The 16,826-nt window shown below is 68.8% G+C and carries 14 protein-coding genes and 3 pseudogenes; 8 read left to right on the plus strand and 9 right to left on the minus strand.

Going from position 1 to position 16,826, the window contains the following annotated elements:
- Positions 1-487: 487 nt before the first annotated feature.
- The 3 genes from ACZ4YY_RS27525 to ACZ4YY_RS27535 all read right to left on the minus strand — a co-directional run bounded on the left by ACZ4YY_RS27525 (position 488) and on the right by ACZ4YY_RS27535 (position 4,179).
- Complete coding sequence (locus ACZ4YY_RS27525; protein WP_468295739.1) at positions 488-1,723, minus strand: glycoside hydrolase family 5 protein; 1,236 nt, start codon at positions 1,721-1,723, stop codon at positions 488-490.
- Positions 1,724-2,031: 308 nt separating this feature from the next.
- Positions 2,032-2,910, minus strand: a complete 879-nt coding sequence (locus tag ACZ4YY_RS27530; protein WP_468295742.1) for an alpha/beta hydrolase family protein — start codon at positions 2,908-2,910, stop codon at positions 2,032-2,034.
- 621 nt (positions 2,911-3,531) lie between these two features.
- The gene (locus ACZ4YY_RS27535) at positions 3,532-4,179 is read right to left on the minus strand and encodes a PaaX family transcriptional regulator C-terminal domain-containing protein (protein ID WP_468295745.1); all 648 of its coding nucleotides are present in this window, start codon (positions 4,177-4,179) and stop codon (positions 3,532-3,534) included.
- A gap of 327 nt (positions 4,180-4,506) precedes the next feature.
- On the opposite strand from ACZ4YY_RS27535, the gene ACZ4YY_RS27540 reads away from it, so the two are divergent.
- The 3 genes from ACZ4YY_RS27540 to ACZ4YY_RS27550 all read left to right on the plus strand — a co-directional run bounded on the left by ACZ4YY_RS27540 (position 4,507) and on the right by ACZ4YY_RS27550 (position 8,228).
- Positions 4,507-5,235, plus strand: a complete 729-nt coding sequence (locus ACZ4YY_RS27540) for an NUDIX hydrolase (RefSeq protein ID WP_468295748.1) — start codon at positions 4,507-4,509, stop codon at positions 5,233-5,235.
- Positions 5,236-5,563: 328 nt separating this feature from the next.
- Entirely contained in the window at positions 5,564-6,151 is a 588-nt protein-coding gene (locus ACZ4YY_RS27545; RefSeq protein ID WP_468295750.1) for a hypothetical protein, read from the plus strand.
- A gap of 1,147 nt (positions 6,152-7,298) precedes the next feature.
- The gene (locus tag ACZ4YY_RS27550; RefSeq protein ID WP_468295753.1) at positions 7,299-8,228 is read left to right on the plus strand and encodes a DMT family transporter; all 930 of its coding nucleotides are present in this window, start codon (positions 7,299-7,301) and stop codon (positions 8,226-8,228) included.
- 235 nt (positions 8,229-8,463) lie between these two features.
- On the opposite strand, the gene ACZ4YY_RS27555 is transcribed toward ACZ4YY_RS27550, so the two are convergent.
- Positions 8,464-8,937 carry a GNAT family N-acetyltransferase gene (locus tag ACZ4YY_RS27555; protein ID WP_468295757.1) on the minus strand — a complete coding sequence of 158 codons (474 nt, stop codon included), beginning with the start codon at positions 8,935-8,937 and terminating at the stop codon, positions 8,464-8,466.
- 364 nt (positions 8,938-9,301) lie between these two features.
- Here ACZ4YY_RS27555 and ACZ4YY_RS27560 point away from each other — a divergent pair, with 364 nt between their 5' ends.
- Entirely contained in the window at positions 9,302-9,868 is a 567-nt protein-coding gene (locus ACZ4YY_RS27560) for a transposase family protein (RefSeq protein WP_468295760.1), read from the plus strand.
- Positions 9,869-9,970: 102 nt separating this feature from the next.
- Here ACZ4YY_RS27560 and ACZ4YY_RS27565 read toward each other — a convergent pair whose 3' ends face one another.
- Positions 9,971-10,375, minus strand: a complete 405-nt coding sequence (locus ACZ4YY_RS27565) for a type II toxin-antitoxin system PemK/MazF family toxin (protein WP_468295763.1) — start codon at positions 10,373-10,375, stop codon at positions 9,971-9,973.
- Between the two features lie 165 nt (positions 10,376-10,540).
- On the opposite strand from ACZ4YY_RS27565, the pseudogene ACZ4YY_RS27570 reads away from it, so the two are divergent.
- Positions 10,541-11,220 (plus strand): annotated as a pseudogene (locus ACZ4YY_RS27570) (hypothetical protein).
- A 36-nt stretch (positions 11,221-11,256) separates the two neighbouring features.
- Here ACZ4YY_RS27570 and ACZ4YY_RS27575 read toward each other — a convergent pair.
- Positions 11,257-12,168: a MerR family transcriptional regulator gene (locus ACZ4YY_RS27575; protein ID WP_468295766.1), complete on the minus strand. Its 912-nt coding sequence runs from the start codon at positions 12,166-12,168 to the stop codon at positions 11,257-11,259.
- Positions 12,169-12,293: 125 nt separating this feature from the next.
- On the opposite strand from ACZ4YY_RS27575, the pseudogene ACZ4YY_RS27580 reads away from it, so the two are divergent.
- Positions 12,294-12,554, plus strand: a pseudogene (locus tag ACZ4YY_RS27580) (BTAD domain-containing putative transcriptional regulator); the annotation flags it as partial.
- 93 nt (positions 12,555-12,647) lie between these two features.
- Here the strand turns inward: ACZ4YY_RS27580 and ACZ4YY_RS27585 are convergent.
- A pseudogene (locus ACZ4YY_RS27585) lies at positions 12,648-13,003 on the minus strand (transposase); the annotation flags it as partial.
- A 240-nt stretch (positions 13,004-13,243) separates the two neighbouring features.
- On the opposite strand from ACZ4YY_RS27585, the gene ACZ4YY_RS27590 reads away from it, so the two are divergent.
- Positions 13,244-13,795, plus strand: a complete 552-nt coding sequence (locus ACZ4YY_RS27590; protein ID WP_468295770.1) for a DUF6585 family protein — start codon at positions 13,244-13,246, stop codon at positions 13,793-13,795.
- Between the two features lie 74 nt (positions 13,796-13,869).
- Positions 13,870-14,169: a hypothetical protein gene (locus ACZ4YY_RS27595; RefSeq protein WP_468295773.1), complete on the plus strand. Its 300-nt coding sequence runs from the start codon at positions 13,870-13,872 to the stop codon at positions 14,167-14,169.
- Between the two features lie 474 nt (positions 14,170-14,643).
- Here the strand turns inward: ACZ4YY_RS27595 and ACZ4YY_RS27600 are convergent, their stop codons facing one another.
- Positions 14,644-15,762, minus strand: a complete 1,119-nt coding sequence (locus ACZ4YY_RS27600) for a fatty acid desaturase family protein (protein ID WP_468295776.1) — start codon at positions 15,760-15,762, stop codon at positions 14,644-14,646.
- An 8-nt stretch (positions 15,763-15,770) separates the two neighbouring features.
- Positions 15,771-16,826 carry a ferredoxin reductase gene (locus tag ACZ4YY_RS27605; protein ID WP_468295779.1) on the minus strand — a complete coding sequence of 352 codons (1,056 nt, stop codon included), beginning with the start codon at positions 16,824-16,826 and terminating at the stop codon, positions 15,771-15,773.

Genomic DNA, 16,826 nt, shown 5'->3' on the forward strand with positions numbered 1-16,826 from the left:
CCGGCCGTCGACGCGCTCAGCTTCGCGCTCGCCGCCGCGTCCTTCGCGCTGGTCCGCGTCGAGGCCGCGCCGCCCGCGCCCAGCCCCGGCCTGGTGCATGACCTGCGCGTCGGCAGGGGGGAGTTCTCCTCGCGCTCGCCCCGTACACCCGGGTGCTGGTCGTGGCCGACTTCGTGGCGGGCGTGGGCGATGAGCAGGCCGGCGTCGCCAAGTGCGCGACCCTCGACGCTGACGCGTCAATCACCACGGGGAGTGGCGATTCGGGAGCGGAGGCGGAGGCGGTCGTCGGCTCCGGCTCCGGTGTCCCGCCGGCGGGGCCGTGCCCGCCGGCTTTCGTTCCGGTGCCCGGTGCCCTTGCGCACCACACCGAGCATCTGCTGCCCCGGCAGCGCCTTTCCGCGGCAGCGCGTAGGCGGTGGCGGCAAGGGCGACCGCGCCATCGGCACCGGAACGCAGGCACGTACCCGTCACCGGGTCTCCGGTCCTGCTACGTGCCGGACGGGCCGGGTTCGGCAGCACGGGCACCAACGCCGTTCATGATGGCATCGATGATGCCCTGCTGGGTCACCGTGAGGGAGCGCCGGTTGAACAGCCCGAACCCGTACCGGTCGGTCGCACCATTGTCCCAGTAGACGGTGGCTGCCCCGTACTTCTTGGAAGTGGCCGCGACGGCCCGTGCGAAGTCCGCGCGATACCTGTTGTTCGACGAATCGAATGATGACTTGTCGATCGAACCGTATTCGCCGACAACTACCGGATACCCCTTCGTGACGAATGCGTCGTACATTTTTTTGAGCTGCGAATCCAGATAGTCTTCCTGCCCCCAGGTCGACGTTTTCGACGGGTTGGTCGCCGCTCGCCCCCACTGCGTGATGGTGCCGCTTTCCTCTCCGGCGAAGTCCCACGGGCTGTAGTGGTGAACGGAGATCATGAGTCGCCGCTCGTTCGCGGGAATGGAGGGGGATCGATACTGGTCGGTCGGAAGCGTGAAGCCGTAGTTCCCCGCGGTGTAATCGATGTTCGTGTTCCAGCCGGGAACGAGCAGCCACCTCGAACTGTTGTTTCCGCCGGTCTTCCGTACGGTGTCCACGAAGATCTGGTTGTAACTGTTGATGTTTGAGTAGCACGGTTGGGTCGGGCGGCCGTACTGCCCGTCGAACTCCTCGTTCATGGACTCCAGGATCAGCCGCTGGTCGTAATTCTTGAACCTGTTCGCGACTTGCTGCCAAGCTTTCTGATACTTGGCCTTGATCGCCGCTTGGGAGGGTGAGTCGCAGATCAGCCACGAGCCGGTGATGCTCTTGTAGCCGTCGCCATGCATGTTGATCATCACATGCAGGCCCCTGTTGTAGGCGTAGTTGACGACTTCTTGGATCCTGTTCAGCCAGGATGGGTTTATCGTGTAATCCGGGCCGGGTCCTATGTACCCCAGGTAGGAGACCGGGATGCGGATCGTTCTGAACCCTGCCGCCCTCACTTTGTCGATGAGGGCTTGTGTGACGGTCGGCTGGCCCCATGCCGTTTCGCTGGGGTATCCGTTGGCGTTGGCTTCGAGTTGGTTCCCCAGGTTCCAGCCCGCGCCCATGTCGGCCACGATCTGCGAAGCGCTCGACCGTGCCACGGTGCCGGCCGATGCCTGATTCGCCGCGCCGTACACAGATGCGGCAAACGCCAACAGGACGGCAAGGAGAACGACTCTGATCTTCCCTGCTGGTGAAACCATGGGCTTACCTCTCAGATTTTGAGGGTCCCGGCCCCCAATTGGACATGTCTGCCCGAACGCAGGGGCCGGAGCCGCCGGCTGTTCGGGGATCTGTTCCCGGGCTCGGCCTGGGAACGCACACAGTGAACGGCGCCACGACCGGACTCGCAGGCGTCCGGGAAGTGGTCGGGAGCAGCCAAGCGCCCGTGCCGGGGACGAGGGCCGAGCCCCGCTGTTGCGTGTCCGTGGGCGGCCACGCGCATCCTGCACGGACCCCGATGCGCCGCGATCACGGCAGACGCGCGCCCGGGGCCGTGCGTGGCCGCTCGTCAGCTGAGGACGGACTCCCAGGTGGTGGCGCTGGAGGTGGCGTCGGCACGAAGGCGGTCGCGGGCTGCGGTGTCGCCGTACAGACTCCACCGCATCCAGTCCACGAACGTGTTCACGGTCCGGGAGTCGCCGAAGTAGTTGCTGTGGCCGGCGCCGCGGAAGGTGAGGAACGCCTTGGCGGCGGGCAGTTCCCGGTACGCCTGGCGGGCGGAGGAGATCGGGCAGGTGCTGTCCCGGTCGCCGTGCATGAACAGGACCTTGGCGCGGACCGACGGACTCGGGTTGCCCATGTCCACACAGGACATGGGAACCGCGGCGGTGATCCGTGCGTCCGGCCAGGCGGTCAGCAGGCCGTGGGTGGTCATGCCGCCCATCGAGTGGCCGGAGACGCCGACTCCGACCGTGGTGTTGACGTGGCCGGCCAGCGGGTCCCCAGCCGTGTTCAGGGCGAGGGTCCGGGTGATGACCTCGGAGACGTCCTTGGACTGGTTGCCGTTGTAGACGTCCTGGCCACTGAGGTTGGCGAAGTGGGGGGCGGGGACGATGAACCCCGCCTCGGCCAGAGGGCGGATGATCGCGAGGGACTTCTGCGGGCTGCTGCTGAAGCCGTGCATGAACTCGCAGACCGGGAAGACGCCCTGGGCGACGGGGGCGTTGGCGACCGGGGGGCCACCGGCGGCGCCGGTGGCGGGGTAGTAGACGTAGGTGGTCCACCGGCGGCTGCCGCGGCTCCAGGCGTACTGGCGCACGCCGACCGCGAACCGCTGGGTCGGAGCTCCTGCCCTCGCGGTGGCACCTGCTTGTCCCGTACCGAGCAGGGACATGCCCACGCCCGCGGCTGCGCTCAGGGTCAGGAAACTACGCCGTCGCATGGTCATGAGGACTCCTGGTGTGGGGGGTGAGCGGAGCGCTGCTCGGCCAGGTGCCGGGAGGAGTCGTCGGCGATGCTGCGGCAGTGACGCTGACCGAGGTGGTGGGGGGTAGCGGTGGGGGTGGTCAGGCCGGCGTGTCGCGCACGGTGGAGGACGTCCCGGCTCTGCCGGTTGCAGCGACCGTGGTGGTGATCGATGTGGCGTGGCCTTGCAAGCAGAGACATGGCGAGCCGGTGAACACCGGCCGACCCATGACCCGATCACGGGCGAAAGCCCTTGGCGCCCACCTGCCCGCCCGTCGGAGGGAGGTGGGATTTCCGCGGAAGCGTCGCAGCGGGGTGCCTCTCCTTCCACTCGCCGTGTGCTGCGCTTCTGGGAGCGTTCTCACATCGTCTTGCACCAGTCAGAGTCCCGATCGGGTGCCGGTCTGTCAATCATCGGCGCCCAACTCTGTTGCCTTCGACGCGCATTCGACAGATCGCAGGGGTGGGGGAGTGTTGTGTGGTTTCTCCGCGGACCGCCCGGTCACGCTCGCGGCGGTCCGCCGTCAGCCGTGGCCGACACCCGCACTCATACCGGCGATCGTATGGGCCCTGATGTCGAGGTGCGGTCCCTGCACGAATCGGGTCACCAATCAGCGCGGACATGGTCCTGGGCCGGCTGGAGCAGACCGTCGTACACCGCGACGCAGACTTCCCGTCCCCGTGACCGGGGCCGGCCGGGTGGCAGCAGCGCGATGGGGAGCAGCAGGTCCAGGATGGGGAAGTGCCGGTAGGCGTGCATGACCTCGGTCCGGGCGCGGACCGCGTCGGCACCGGTGACGCCGTCGGCGCTGATGTGCGGAAGCAAGTCGCTCCAGCGGCTGATGAAAGCCTGGGGTAGTGCTCGGCGATGCAGGGGCAGGTCCCACGCCTCGACCGGCTTGCGGTCAGCCTCCGTGTCCAGCTCCTCCTGCCGCGCGCGGAACACGGTCACCGCTCCCCGCGCCAGGTCGGCCACCTCGGTCCGCTCCTTGGGGGTCAGTGGGTGCGGCGGCACCCAGAGCGCGTCGTACAGCGGCGCGAATCCGCGCCCACGCAGCGCGCTGCGCAACGCGCGCCGCCGCGGGCTCTCCTGTTCCGGGACGGAGAAGGCGATCAGTGTCCACTGTCCGTCCCATGAGTCGGGTTGAGTGGTGAACGTGGCGATCGAGCGGGCGCCGTTCCACAGGTTGACGGCCGCCTCCGACGTCAGCCGGTAGGAGCTGTACCGCCCTCGCCGGCCGCTCTCCAGCACCCCTCGAGGGGCCCTGCCCCCACAGTTCAGCCACAACTGATCGACAGCGGCGGTGAGCTGAGACCCCAATGCCGTCGCCCCCCAGCTGTTGGTCACGCAGCGCGGCATGTCCGCGACCCTGCGCGGCCCTGTCGGTACTGGTCAGCGTCGGTCCGCCGGGCGGATTCTTCCCAGGCGGCCCGAATTCCCGGCTCGAGGCCTGTGGCGAGCGGTACGATCCGGGGCCCGCGGCCGGGGGCGCACCGGCATCGCGTTCCTGATCCGCGCCGCCCCGCGGAGGGGACTGGACGGGAGGTTTCGTTGCCCGATCAACCGCAGCCTCCCGCAGTGGAGCTTCCCGGCGTCCGCCGCCTGCTCCTGGCGGAGACGGACCCACTCCGGCTGACCGATGAGCAGACGGCGGCGATGAAGGGCAGGTGGGAAAAGGCCGTCGCGGCGAACCCGGCACTGTTCGACGGGCCCACCGTGGTGTGCGCGGGGCTGGAGTGGAAGGACGCGGAGACCCTGCTCCTGACCTGGTACCGGGCGACCTATCGCCGGTACGTCCTGCGGCTGGACCCTGTTCACGCCGTGTCCGCCCCGTCGGTGTTCGTGTCCGTTGCGCAGCCCACGGATGACAGCCGGCTGCTGGTGGGGCGCATGGCGCCGTCCACTGCGGCTCCCGAGCGCTGGCAGCTGCCCGGCGGGACGATCGAGCCCCCCGAGGTGGGCACCATCCTGGACGTGGAGTGCCTGCGCCGGCACGCCGCTCGGGAGCTCGTGGAGGAGGTCGGGCGCGAAGTTGCCTGCAAGGACCTGGAGCTGTGGACGGTGACCCGCGGCGACAAGGGCAACGTGGGCGTGCACTTCCGCGCTGCCGCATGCCCGGCCGACGAGCTTGCTGAGCAGTACGCGAGGCTTGTCTCCGCCGAGAGCGCCCAAGGCCGCACCCCGGAGCTGGACCGCATCACGTTCATCGGGTCGGACGCCGACGTGGCGGGTCTCGGCGGCCGCTGGGCCGATTTCCTGCCGGTGCTGGCCGCGCGCCATGCCGGCGAGCTCCGAGGTCCCGGCTGACGACCGGACACCCGGTGTACCGACGCTCACCGGGCGTCCGGCGTCCGCAGATCGATACGGGCGAACCGGGTGGCTGGGTGGATGGGCGGTGCCGCTGCCCGGGTGCCGCCGAGTCCTTCGGACCGGTCCTGGAACCAGGCCGTGATCTCCGGCCAGCCTGCGGGTACAGCGCGACCGTGTGGGTTGTCGTGGGTGCCGACGGAGCGTCAGGCGTCTCCGCCGACCAGGTCAGGGGCTGTCGACGGGGGACGGTCGGTGGAGCCACCCACCCTCTGCGGTGGCGAAGGGCGCCTGCGGGGCGCTGAGGGGTGGAGGATAGCGTGCGGGCATGGCGATGACGGGGAAGCGACGGATCCTGTACCGGCAGGGCAGCGGATTCTGGCGGATGACGGCGAAGTGGGTTCTGGTCTTCGGGGCCCTGTACCTGCTGGACGGCGGGCTGCTCCGGTCGTGGGGCGACGCTCTGGTCTGGCCGGTGATCGGGATCCTGCTGTGGGTGCCGTTCGGGATCGGCGTCGTCTGGTACCCGAGGAAGGACCAGCGCGTCGAGTTGACGGCGCGTGAACTGCGGGTGCGGCGCAAGCGACTGCCGATGGAGATGGTGAACCTGCTGCACGTGGCGCGACTGTGGTTGGAGGGACGGTCAACCGCGGACGACCAGCCGGTGCAGGAATGGACACGGTTCGACCGGGTCGTGTGGGTGCCGCTGCGGGACGGCCGAGCGTTCGGTGTGGAGTTCCGCGACCCGGCGGCGTTCGCCAAGGTTTTCGGTGCCTTCGCGGTCGAGGCGTGCGGCGGACCCGACATCGTCCGTGCGAGGGCCGCGGCGGAGACTTACCCGGATCCGCTCCCGATGCGGCCCCGCTCCGCCGCCGACGCAGATTCGTGGCTGGACGTCCTGGACATCTTCAACTGACAGCCGGAAACGCCGGCAAGGGGGCAGCTCCGTCAGAGCCCCAGGGAACTTCATCCGGCCGACGTTCTCGACCAGCTCCCTCAGGAGGCGCGTTCCACACAGAACACCTCCTGGTATCTGCCGAACTTGCCTGCACCACCGAGTATGCGCCTGACCCGCACAGGGACCCTTTGCCCTCCGGATAACGGCGGAGGCCGGCCCCAGGGCTCGGGTGTGCGTGTTCCGCTCGGCGCTGTCCGGATGGACGAACGTGGCCGGGGGCTGCTGCTGACGGTGCCGTCCGGGCCGACGTCCTCAAAGGTGACCGCGGCCAGGACCAGCGCGCCCGCCTCGTCCTGGTCCACCCTCCACCGCTCCTCGGGGACTCGGCCGCCTCGGATGCGCGACGCCTGGCCGGCGCGGCCGCTTCCCGCGGCAGCCCGGCCGTCACCGCGGGGCCTCCACGTCGCACCGTGACGCGAGGACGCCCGCCTCCAGCACGGCCATCCGGCCCTGTGGCGCCTCGAGCGGCTCGGCGGATGCCTCCAGCTCCCTACCTACCAGCGATGACGGCGGCCACGAGCTGGTGCAGGGTCTCGCTGAAAGCGGGCCCGGGCGTCAGCCACGCTGCAGCGTCCACGGCCGGCTACGGCCTCGACAAGGAAGGAGCCATCACCCAGTTCGAAGCAGCCAACGCCCGGGAGCTGACTCGCGTCAATGCGTCAATGCGTCACTGAAAACATATGCCGAGGCGCCTGCCCCCGTTGCCAGGTAACGTGATCACATGCAGCAGTTTCTGACGCCTCCGCCGCCCGCCGCTTAAGTCCTCGCACTGTGCCCGCCCGGGCCGCGCGGCCCGGCACCGCCCCTCGCCGCGTTGCCGGAGAGCCCTGTTAGCTCCGCTACGAGGACTCTCCGGCGCCTTGCGATGCACGGCACCGGACCACGCGGCCTGATCAGGCGCGCTCATAGTGCGAGGACCCCTAAGGCGGGCAGTCGTGCACAGCCGTCCCGAGGTGTCGGGATGGCTGTGTGGGTTGCCCACGGAAAGGATCGTGCTGGCAATCACTTGAGGAGATCTCCGTTGCAGTCCTCTTCTGCCCTGACTGTTCGTCAGGGTGCTTCCTACGTCGCGATTGCGGCCACAGCGTGGGGCACTGGCGGTGCTGTGGCCGCCGAACTGTACGACGTCGGCGGGATCGGCCCCATTTCCGTTTCCTTCTGGCGATTCCTGACCGGACTCGGACTCCTCCTGACCGCTCATCTGGTCCGGCGGACCCGGCGGCCGGAGACGGCACTCTCGCTGCGCGCAACGTACGTGGCGAACCCACGGCGAGTCCTGCTCACAGGCTTCGGGCTGGCCGTGTACCAGACGGCCTACTTCGCCGCCGTGCAACAGGCCGGACTGACCCTGGCCACGGTCGTGACCCTGGGCTCGGGCCCCGTACTGGTCGCCGTCGGAGCCCGGCTCACGCTGGGCGAGCGCACCGGCGCCGCCGGATCCGCCGCCGTAGTGAGCGGTGTCATCGGCCTGGTGCTGCTGATGGGCGGCGCGGGCGCGAGCACCGGCTCGGCTCCCCTCCTGGGCATCGGGTACGCGCTGCTCTCTGCGGCCGGCTACGCGGGCGTGACCCTGCTGGGCCGCTTCTCAGGCCGGAACAACGCCGATGGCACGTTCGAAGCAACGGTGACCGGCTTCGCGGTGGGCACAGTCTGCCTTCTGCCGATGGCTCTGCTGGAGGGCTTGCTGCCCGACATGGAACGCGCGGCCTGGACCTTGTGCCTGATCCTCTACTTGGGAGCGGTGCCGACGGCGCTGGCGTACACGTTGTTCTTCGCCGGCCTCAAGGGCGTTCGGGCGACCACGGCCTCCGTCGTCGCCCTGGTGGAGCCGCTCACGGCGGCGGTCATCGGCGTCCTGGTCTTCGAAGAGCGGCTCAACGCGGTCGTCCTCACCGGCACGACCCTGCTGCTGTTCGCCGTGCTCTTCCTCACGGCCGGCGAAGGGGCCGGCCGAGCGGCGACCCGACGGACGCCCGACCTCAGTGCTGACCACGGCCGGAACACGCCGCATCCGGCCAGGCAGACCAACGACTGAAGCCGACGCCCCTTGCCTGGTATTCCAGATGTGAATCGTGATCTCGCTGGTGCGGGCCGGTGCCCGGCTCCTGCGGTCCTGTGTGTCACACCCCAGTGGCAGACTGGCGGAACAACGATGTTCCGGAAGGGCAGGCAGGGCGATCCGGCAGGGTCACGCGGCAGCGGCACTGTTCGGGAGCGGCTGATGCCACGGGGGAGATGTACGGCTGTGATCGCTGGTGACGGCTGGTCGGTCAGGGGCATGAGACGTTGAGCGGCAGAACTCGGTGGAAGACGGCCATGGCTCGGCCTGGGCCGTTGTAGTCGTCGACGATCTTCGTGTCGAATCCGAGGCTGCGATGGAAGGCGATCGAGCCGGTGTTCTCGAGTGACGTGATCGCCTTCAGCTGCCGTGCACCATGACGTTCCGCGGCCTCAGCGAACGCCGCATACAGGCGACGCCCGAGACCGGTGCCTCGGGCGTCGTCACGGGTAGCGACCAGATGCACGTACCCGGTGCCGTTCGGAGTGACGAACCCGAAGATGTACCCACGGATTCCGTCCTCGGCCCGGGCAACCAGGCAGGTCGAACCAAACTCCTGCACCAGTGCCAGAAGGTGCAGCGATCGAAGGTCACGTTCGCCCCAGTAGCGGGAGTGATCAGACAGGACCTGGTGGAAGTCGGCCATCCCGGCCGGCACGATCTGTACGCCCATGGCGACGATCATGGCAGGAATCGTGGCCGTCACAAACGAAGACCCGTACGCGTTGGGCGAGTTGGGACGCAAACCTGGGCCCGTGTGGCTTGTTTCCACCCTGCCCCGTCGGGTACCTCTCGTGCGCACTTCGGCGAGTTGCTCGAAGAACCCGCCCCGAGGTGGGGAGCGGTCCGGAAGGCGGCACTCCACTGACGGCGCGGGGAGTCCGGCGGCGGGCCGCCGGAGCAGGGCCCCGGCAGCGGATGGTGTTGACCGAAAGGATCCTGGTCACGCCGGCGCACCTGGGGGCTGTGGCTGCCGGCTCGCCGCGCCGGCGGAGCTGCACAGGGTGAATCGCTCCAGCGTGTGCGGAGCGATCCGTGAGATGCGCCCCATGCTGGCCGCTCGCGGTTTCGCAGTCCTGGACCGTCCCGGGCCGCGGCTGCGTACGCTGGAGGGTCTGTTCGCCCGCGCCCACGTCCACGCGGAAGGCGTGGGCCTGCGGATCGACGGGATCGAGGTGCAGGTCCGGCGCCCGAGCGCGGGCCGCCCCGGCCGCAGGGCGTTCGTGTCCGACAAGAAGAAGCAGAACACCATCAGGACCACCACGTTCAGCGAAGCCAAGGGGCGGACCCTGTTCAGCAGGGTGTCAGGCCAGGCCCGCATGCACGACCGGACCGCCGTGCGCACCGAAGGCATCACCGAGCAGTTCCGCTGGCACCCGAAAGTGAGGACCGGGGTCGACGAGGGCTATCGGGGTCTGGCCAACGAGTTCCCCACCCACAGGTGGGCGCCCCGCCGGAGAAGCCGCAGGATGACGCGTTCCCCGGGCTTCGAGGCCGCAAGGGCTCTACGCGTACTCGCTGCTTCAGTCGAACGTCGCCGCCCGCGTCCGTGCCGTCTTCCCCAAGGGGCAGCGCGGCCGGCCTCGCCGCGATGCGGCCCAGTACTCCAGCCGTAGATCGTGATCTCGATGGTGAGGGGCGTCGAGGAGACAGGTGGCCGGCGTCGATCGTCTGGACGAGATCGGCCACGCCATCGGGGGCGTCCGTTCCTTCTCGGCCTACGCGAGTCCGCCGAGACGGAGGGCGTCCCTTATCTCGCTGAGCTTCGCGGTCGTCGCCGGGGTCCACTCCTTCTCCTGTTCACCGAGTCGGAGGGCATCCTCGATCTCGCCGAGCTTCGCTGAGGACAGGGCGCCCGCCCGCTCGATCAGGTCGTCTCGGGACACGGTGGTCAGCCACGTGCAAGGGGTAAGGCCTGGACGCGGGAACGCGAACCGCAGCACGCCTTCAAAGGGCAGTCCTTCCATGGCGCCTACTACCACTTCGACGCCCAGACCGCTGATGTCGACGCCCGCCGGAGCGACGACCTGCATCACCCGGATCCCGGACGCGTCGTCTCCCGACAGCAGTACGACCAGCCGCCGCTCGTCGAACTGGACCCACCAGACTTCGCCACGTTGCACATGTCCTCCTGACACGGGACGGCAGGCGGACGCTGCGCGACCCTGACGCGCTGTGGAGACGGTGCGGCCGCCGTTGATCATCGGTGTGTGAAGGCTGAAGATCATGCGGTGGCCGCAGGTCACAGCGTAGACCCTGTCCGCTGGCAGGAGGCGTTCGAGGGCCTGATGAGCCGGATAGCGGGGCGGTTCGCGCGGGTCGAACCCCGGTGTCGAGCGGGGAAGTTGGTGCTCGGGCTGCTGTCGGACCTGCCGCGCGAGAACTGCTGGACCATCGCCGAGTGGGCCGGGGAGGCCACCCCCGACGGCATGCAGCACCTGCTCGGCCGGGCGGGGCCGGAGCCAAGGGCCATCGCTTCTACGACTGGGCCGTCATCGACCTCGCCGACCCAAGGCCCGGCAGTCGCCAACTGCTGATCCGCCCCAACCGCAGCACCGGCGAACTCACCTACTACCGCTGCTCCTCGCCCACACCGGTGCCGCTGACCACGCTGGTGCGAGTCGCTGGATCAAGATGGCGAGTAGAGGAGTTCTTCCGATCCGGAAAGGGCCTGGCCGCCCTGGACGAGCATCAGGTCCGCCGCTACGCGTCCTGGTCCCGCTGGGTCACCCTGGGCATGCTCGCGCACGCCTTCCTCGCCATCGTCCGAGCAGACGAGCAAGCCCGCCGTCCTGCACGAGACGCCCTCGTACCGCTCACCTGCAACGAGATCCAACGCCTTTTCATCGCCCTGGTCGTCCGACCCGTCCACGACGTTGCCCATCGGCTGGGCTGGTCGGCCTGGCGACGCCGCCACCAAGCCCGATCCCGGGCCAGCCACTACCAGCGACAAGCCGCCCAGGCATGAAGATGACGATCTACGGCTGGAGTACTGCGCCGTGTTTCAGGTAGCGGGTGAGTCTTGGGCGGATAGTTCTTCCGCCAGTTCCATACAGCGCAGGCGAGCCGGGGAGAAGTCGTAGGGCATCTTGCCGGTGGCTTCGAACGCGCTCATGGAGTCAGCCTCCCGCCTGCCGGAGCTGAGGTCGGCCTCGTCCTCGCCGTCATCGGCGGTGGCAGCGGGCACAGTGTCCCAGGCGTCGAAGAGGGCATCGTCGTCCTTACCCAGGCCGGACTTCTCGATGACGGCCTGCAGGGCGCTTTCGAAGGCGTGCCGCTCGGCGGCCACTCGAGCCACCCGTGGATCATCGACGGCGACGCTGTCATCGAGTGCCTCCTCGGCGTCATCGATGCGGTCGGAATCCTCCCGCAGAGTGGGATGCGTGGCCAGGGCGACGAAGCGGGTGGCCTGGACGGCCGCGCCGAGCGGGCCGAAGATCCGCTCAGTGACCAGCAGAGTGTCCAGGTCCGCCTGACGAAGGGAGCCCTCGGGCAGGCTCTTGAGGCGTTCGGTGACGATGTCGGAGAGCAGGCCCATCCGGCTGCCTTCGGTGCGCATCCGCTGCACGGCGGTCCGTTGCCGCCGCAGTTCCGCCTCCTGCTCGGCGAGCGTTTCCTCCAACCGATCCAGGATGCCCGCGATGCCTTCTCCGCTGTCCGCGCCGACGGAAGCCGTGCCGGTGGTGAAGGCGTCACGGATGTCGTCCAGGGCGATCCCGGCGTCGGCCATCTTGCGAATCCACAGCAAGCGGATCATGTCCTCGTACCCGTAGCGGCGGCGGTCATCGCCGCCTCGCTCAGGCTCGGGGAGCAGGCCGATCTCGTGGTAATGGCGAATCGCCCGTGGCGTGGTGCCGACGAAGGCCGCCGCGTCACCGATCTTGACCTGACGGGGTGGCCTGAAAGACGAATGCATGAGCAGGGACCTTTCCTCAAGGCATCGGGACGTAAGTCCACCGGACCACATGCCGCTACGGAAGGTGCAACCCGTTCGATGCGGGGTGCCCAGGGCCGGCGAGGGGCCGGACGGGTCGGAGCTGAGTGGGGGGCCAAGAACGGCGTTCCGCACTGCTGGACTTCTGGGACGTGCAGCTTTGCCTCGGTTGCCATGGGGAACTGCTTGCGGCATTGTCCGCGCACGCCCGGTTGTGTCGCTTGGGCGAGCGTCTGGCCGGACAGTTGATCTTGGCCTTGTACCGCAGTGGCAGGGCGGCGGACGCGCTCGCTCACTACGAACGTCTGAGGAAACTTCTGGCCAGCGAGCTGGGCACCGCCCCGGGTCCAGCGCTGGCAGTGCTGCATCAGCAAATTCTCACCGACGACCCGGCAGTGTCGTCGCCGGTGAGTGCAAGCGAACAGGCGGCGACACAGTCCTCTGCTTGGCTCCAACCACACCAGCCGCTGGCCCGAGCACGGGACGTCCGAACGGAGCCACGGCGACACGTCGACCGCGAGCACCAGGCGCCCGCCCTCGAAACGCGGCAGCGGCAACCTGGCCGGCACCAATCCGCAGACGGTCGACGTCGATCCCGCCACGGTTGAGCGCGCCGTACAACGCGCCGTGCCCACGGCGGTGTTCGGGCATCAGTGTCAGATCAACCGGCGACTTCACCGGGCCGTCCGCACACCGCGTCCACCAACACGAACAGTTCGTCGCGCCGGGCGGTCAGACATGCGTAGAAGGCCCCTCGGAAGCGTGACGCTTCCGCGAACGCTTCCGGACGGACAGCATCAGGCAGCAGACTCGTCATCACTGACTTCGTCTCGGTCACGTGCGCTCCTTGGACGAGCACGGGATCAGGCGAAGGCTGCCTCCACGTCCGGCGAACTCCCGGGTGATCGACCTCGTTGGGGACGCTGTCGAGTCCGCAAGAAAACGACCCCGGCAGCCGGCTTGCATCAGACGAAGTCGTCGTCAGCGGTGTCCAGTTCGTCGCGGTGCTGGACGCGGGCCCGGCGATCGAGAGCGATTGGCTCGCTACCATGGCCCGATGGCCGGGACGAGCAAGCCAACCGACACGCCGGCGCCCCGTGTGCTGGCCCACGCCGCCCGCAAGAACCTCGGCGAGTTCGAGCAGCGGGTGCGCCGCCGCCCCGGCCTCGGCGGGGCGGCGGCGTGTCTGGTGATCCTCGTCGTCGTCATGAACTTCCTGGTCAACGGGCCGGAGAACGTATGGGGCCGCGGCGTTGTGGTGGTCGGCCTGCTGATCGTCATCACATGGGGTTATGTCTGGTTCCAGCGCGTGCGCGGTGGGCTCTACCTGTTCTCGGAGGGTTTCGTCGACGCCGCCGGCAGGCGCATGGTCAGTGTGGCGTGGTCGGAAATCCGGTCCATCGAGGGCCAGGAGACACAGTTCGCCATTGGCTCGCTTCCGGCGGGCAGCGCCTTCGCCTACGAGGTGGCGTTCACGTCGCGGGCGACCGGCCACGAAGCGGAGTGGAGATTCAACACCACGTACAGCGACGTCCCTCAACTCGCCGGCCTGATCTCCCGGCGTTCCGGTGTCCCGGTGACCGGCCTCACCGACCCGTACCAGCTGTGAAGTGGCGTCGGGGCCCCAGGTGAGCCACTCAGTTCGAGACACCGTTCGAGGCCGGAAGATAAAGGACAAGCTGAGTGCCCGTTTCTGACGTCATCCGCACCCGGGGCCGGTCCCGCTTCGCGTACGACACCGCCGCCGACCTCACCGGCCCCGGGACGCCGACCGCCGTGGCCGCCAGGAAGGCCGCCCGTGGGATGGCACGCGCGGCGGCCGTTCCGTTCAACGGGGACGAGGAGTGGTATCAGATGGCAGGGATCATGGTCGAGGCGATGTGGCATGCGGGAGTAGCGGCTGGGTTGCCGCCGCTGGAGGGGCGCCCGAACTGCCGGGCCCACCTTCGGGACTTCATGGGCCGTGGGATTGCCCAGCGGTGACAGTGGGCGGGGTGGCCGAACCGATCAGTCCAGCAGGACGACCGCCTCACCAGTCACGTGGCCCGGCGAGCTCGTGAGGTTGCGCTGGGTGTTGCGACAAGTGTTGCGCCGAGCGTTGCGGGACCTGCCGATCCCCTCTCGTCTCTGTGCAGGTCAGTGATCGTCTTGGCGTGGTCGGGTTGCTGACGTCCCCGGTGCGCCCCCCCCTCGCCCATGCCTTGGCTGGAGTTGAGGATGAGGGAGGGCGGGATGGGCGGCGCGGACACGGCCGGGAATCGGGGCGCGCTCACCGGGTGTTGCGCGTCGGCGGGGGCGCGGCGCCGTGCTGCCGTCAGTGCGGCGGTGACGTCAGGTGGGGGACCTCGGTAGGGGAGAGGTCGGGGCGGGCGCGGTGCCGGCGTGCGGGGTGGCACCATCGGCCGGAGGCGTCACGGGTTGCCGGTTCGGCCGACGGGTCTGAACCAGTCCCGGGAATCAGGCCGCGACGAGCTCCTGCTCGCGGGCCGGCGTTTCGACCTTGGGCCTCTTGTTCGGCAGCGAGAGCCGGACAACCTTGCGCCACGCGGAGAACACCTGCTTGGGCAGCGGCCCGGTGACGTACTCCAGCTCGTACTTCTCGAACAGCGCGCGCACCTTCACCGCGACCTCGGCGTACCGGTTGCTCGGCAGGTCCGGGAACAGGTGGTGCTCGATCTGGTGCGACAGGTTGCCGGTCATGAAGTGCATGGCCTTGCTGCCGCTGATGTTCGCCGAACCCATCATCTGGCGCAGGTACCACTGGCCGCGCGTCTCGCCCTTGATCGACCGGCGCTCGAATACCTGTACGCCCTCGGGGAAGTGCCCGCACATGATCACCGAGTGGGACCAGATGTTGCGGACCAGGTTCGCGGTGAACGTGGCGGCGAGCGTGGGGAGGAACGACGGGCCCGACAGCAGCGGGTGGATCACGTAGTCCTTGAGCACCTGCTTGCGGATCTTGCGGCCCACGGCCTTGGCCCGCGCGCGGAACTCCGGGTTCTTGCGGCGGCGCTTGTGCAGGTTCTTGCCGAGCTCCAGGTCGTACGCTGCGATGCCGTACTCGAAGAAGCAGGCGTTGATGAAGTTCCACAGCGGCTGGCCGAGGTGGAACGGGTGCCACTTCTGGTCCTCGTCGACGCGCATGATGCCGTAACCGAGGTCGTTGTCCTTGCCGATCACGTTGGTGTACGTGTGGTGCAGCTCGTTGTGCGAGTGCTTCCACTGATCGGCCGGCGAGACGTGATCCCACTCCCAGGTGGTGGAGTGGATCTTCGGGTCCCGCATCCAGTCCCATTGGCCGTGCAGGATGTTGTGGCCGATCTCCATGTTGTCCATGATCTTCGCCACGGACAGACCGGCGGTGCCGATCAGCCACGCGGGCGGGAAGACCGAGAACAGCAGCACGCCCCTGCTGACCAGCTCGAGCTTGCGCTGCGCCGAGATCACCTTGCGGATGTAGGCAGCGTCTTTCTCTCCGCGGCTGGCGATCACGTCGTCGCGGATCGCGTCCAGCTCGCGGCCGAGCTCCTCGATCTGCTCCGCGGTCAGGTGTGCGGTGGGGTCGATGGCGGTCAAATGTGCTCCTACCGTTCGATGTCGCAGGGGCCCGCCGCGGCGGACACGCAGGTCTGGATGAGGACGCCCGGCTCGGCCTCGGTGATCTCGCCGTTGCGCAGGTCGCGGACGGCGCCCGCCTTGAGCGGGGTGACGCAGCCGAAGCAGATGCCCATGCGGCACCCGGACGGCATGAGTACGCCGGCCTCCTCGCCGACGTCCAGCAACGGCGTGGCGCCGTCCGCGTCGACGGTCTTGCCGGTGGCGCTGAACGTGACCTCGCCGCCGTCGCCGGCGGCGACGATGCCGGGGCGGAAGCGTTCAGTGTGCAGGCGCTCTGGGACGCCGTGCTCGCTCCAGTGCTTCTCGGCGGCGTCGAGCAGGCCCGCGGGACCGCAGGCCCAGGTCTCGCGCTCGGCCCAGTCGGGCACCAGTTCGTCGAGACGGGTGATGTCGAGCATGCCGTCGGTGTCGGTGTGCACCTCGGTGAGCTGCAGCTTCCTGTCCGCGACCAGGTCGTGCAGTTCGTTGCGGAAGATCACGTCTTGCGGCTGTGGCGCACAGTGGACCATGACGGCGTCGTCGAACTCGGTGTCGCGCAGCATGCCCATCACGGGCGTGATGCCACTGCCGGCCGTCAGGTAGAGCACCTTGGCGGGCTTGGCCTGCGGCAGCACGAAATCACCGGTCGCCTGGTCGAGCTGGATCAGCGTGCCCGGTTTCACCCTGCGGACCAGGTGGTTGCTGACCTTGCCGTCCGGGATCGCCTTCACGGTGATCGTGACGCGGCCGTCCCGGCGGTTGGTCGGCGAGGTGATGGAGTAGGCACGCCACAGGCGCACACCGTCGACGTCGACCCCGATCCGGACGTACTGACCGGCCGTGTGGCCGCGCCAGCCCCGCCCCGGCCTGATCACGATGGTCGCGGCGTCATCCGTCTCGGGGTGCACGGCCTCGATGCGCCCACGCAGGTCAGCGCCCGCGCGCAGCGGGCTGACCAGGTCGAGGTAGTCCGACGGCAGCAGCGGTGTCGTGACCATCTCCAGCAGTTTCCACGCCCTACTGCGGAGGGCTGCACTCGTCAT

The organism is Streptomyces sp. NPDC030143 (assembly GCF_055573695.1).

Excerpts from the sequence above, each read along its gene's own strand:
- ACZ4YY_RS27605 (WP_468295779.1), bottom strand. The coding sequence starts at position 16,826 with ATGACGAGTGCAGCCCTCCGCAGTAGGGCGTGGAAACTGCTGGAGATG.
- ACZ4YY_RS27575 (WP_468295766.1), bottom strand. The coding sequence starts at position 12,168 with ATGCATTCGTCTTTCAGGCCACCCCGTCAGGTCAAGATCGGTGACGCG.
- ACZ4YY_RS27545 (WP_468295750.1), top strand. The coding sequence starts at position 5,564 with ATGGCGATGACGGGGAAGCGACGGATCCTGTACCGGCAGGGCAGCGGA.
- ACZ4YY_RS27590 (WP_468295770.1), top strand. The coding sequence starts at position 13,244 with ATGGCCGGGACGAGCAAGCCAACCGACACGCCGGCGCCCCGTGTGCTG.
- ACZ4YY_RS27530 (WP_468295742.1), bottom strand. The coding sequence starts at position 2,910 with ATGACCATGCGACGGCGTAGTTTCCTGACCCTGAGCGCAGCCGCGGGC.
- ACZ4YY_RS27555 (WP_468295757.1), bottom strand. The coding sequence starts at position 8,937 with ATGATCGTCGCCATGGGCGTACAGATCGTGCCGGCCGGGATGGCCGAC.
- ACZ4YY_RS27560 (WP_468295760.1), top strand. The coding sequence starts at position 9,302 with ATGCTGGCCGCTCGCGGTTTCGCAGTCCTGGACCGTCCCGGGCCGCGG.
- ACZ4YY_RS27525 (WP_468295739.1), bottom strand. The coding sequence starts at position 1,723 with ATGGTTTCACCAGCAGGGAAGATCAGAGTCGTTCTCCTTGCCGTCCTG.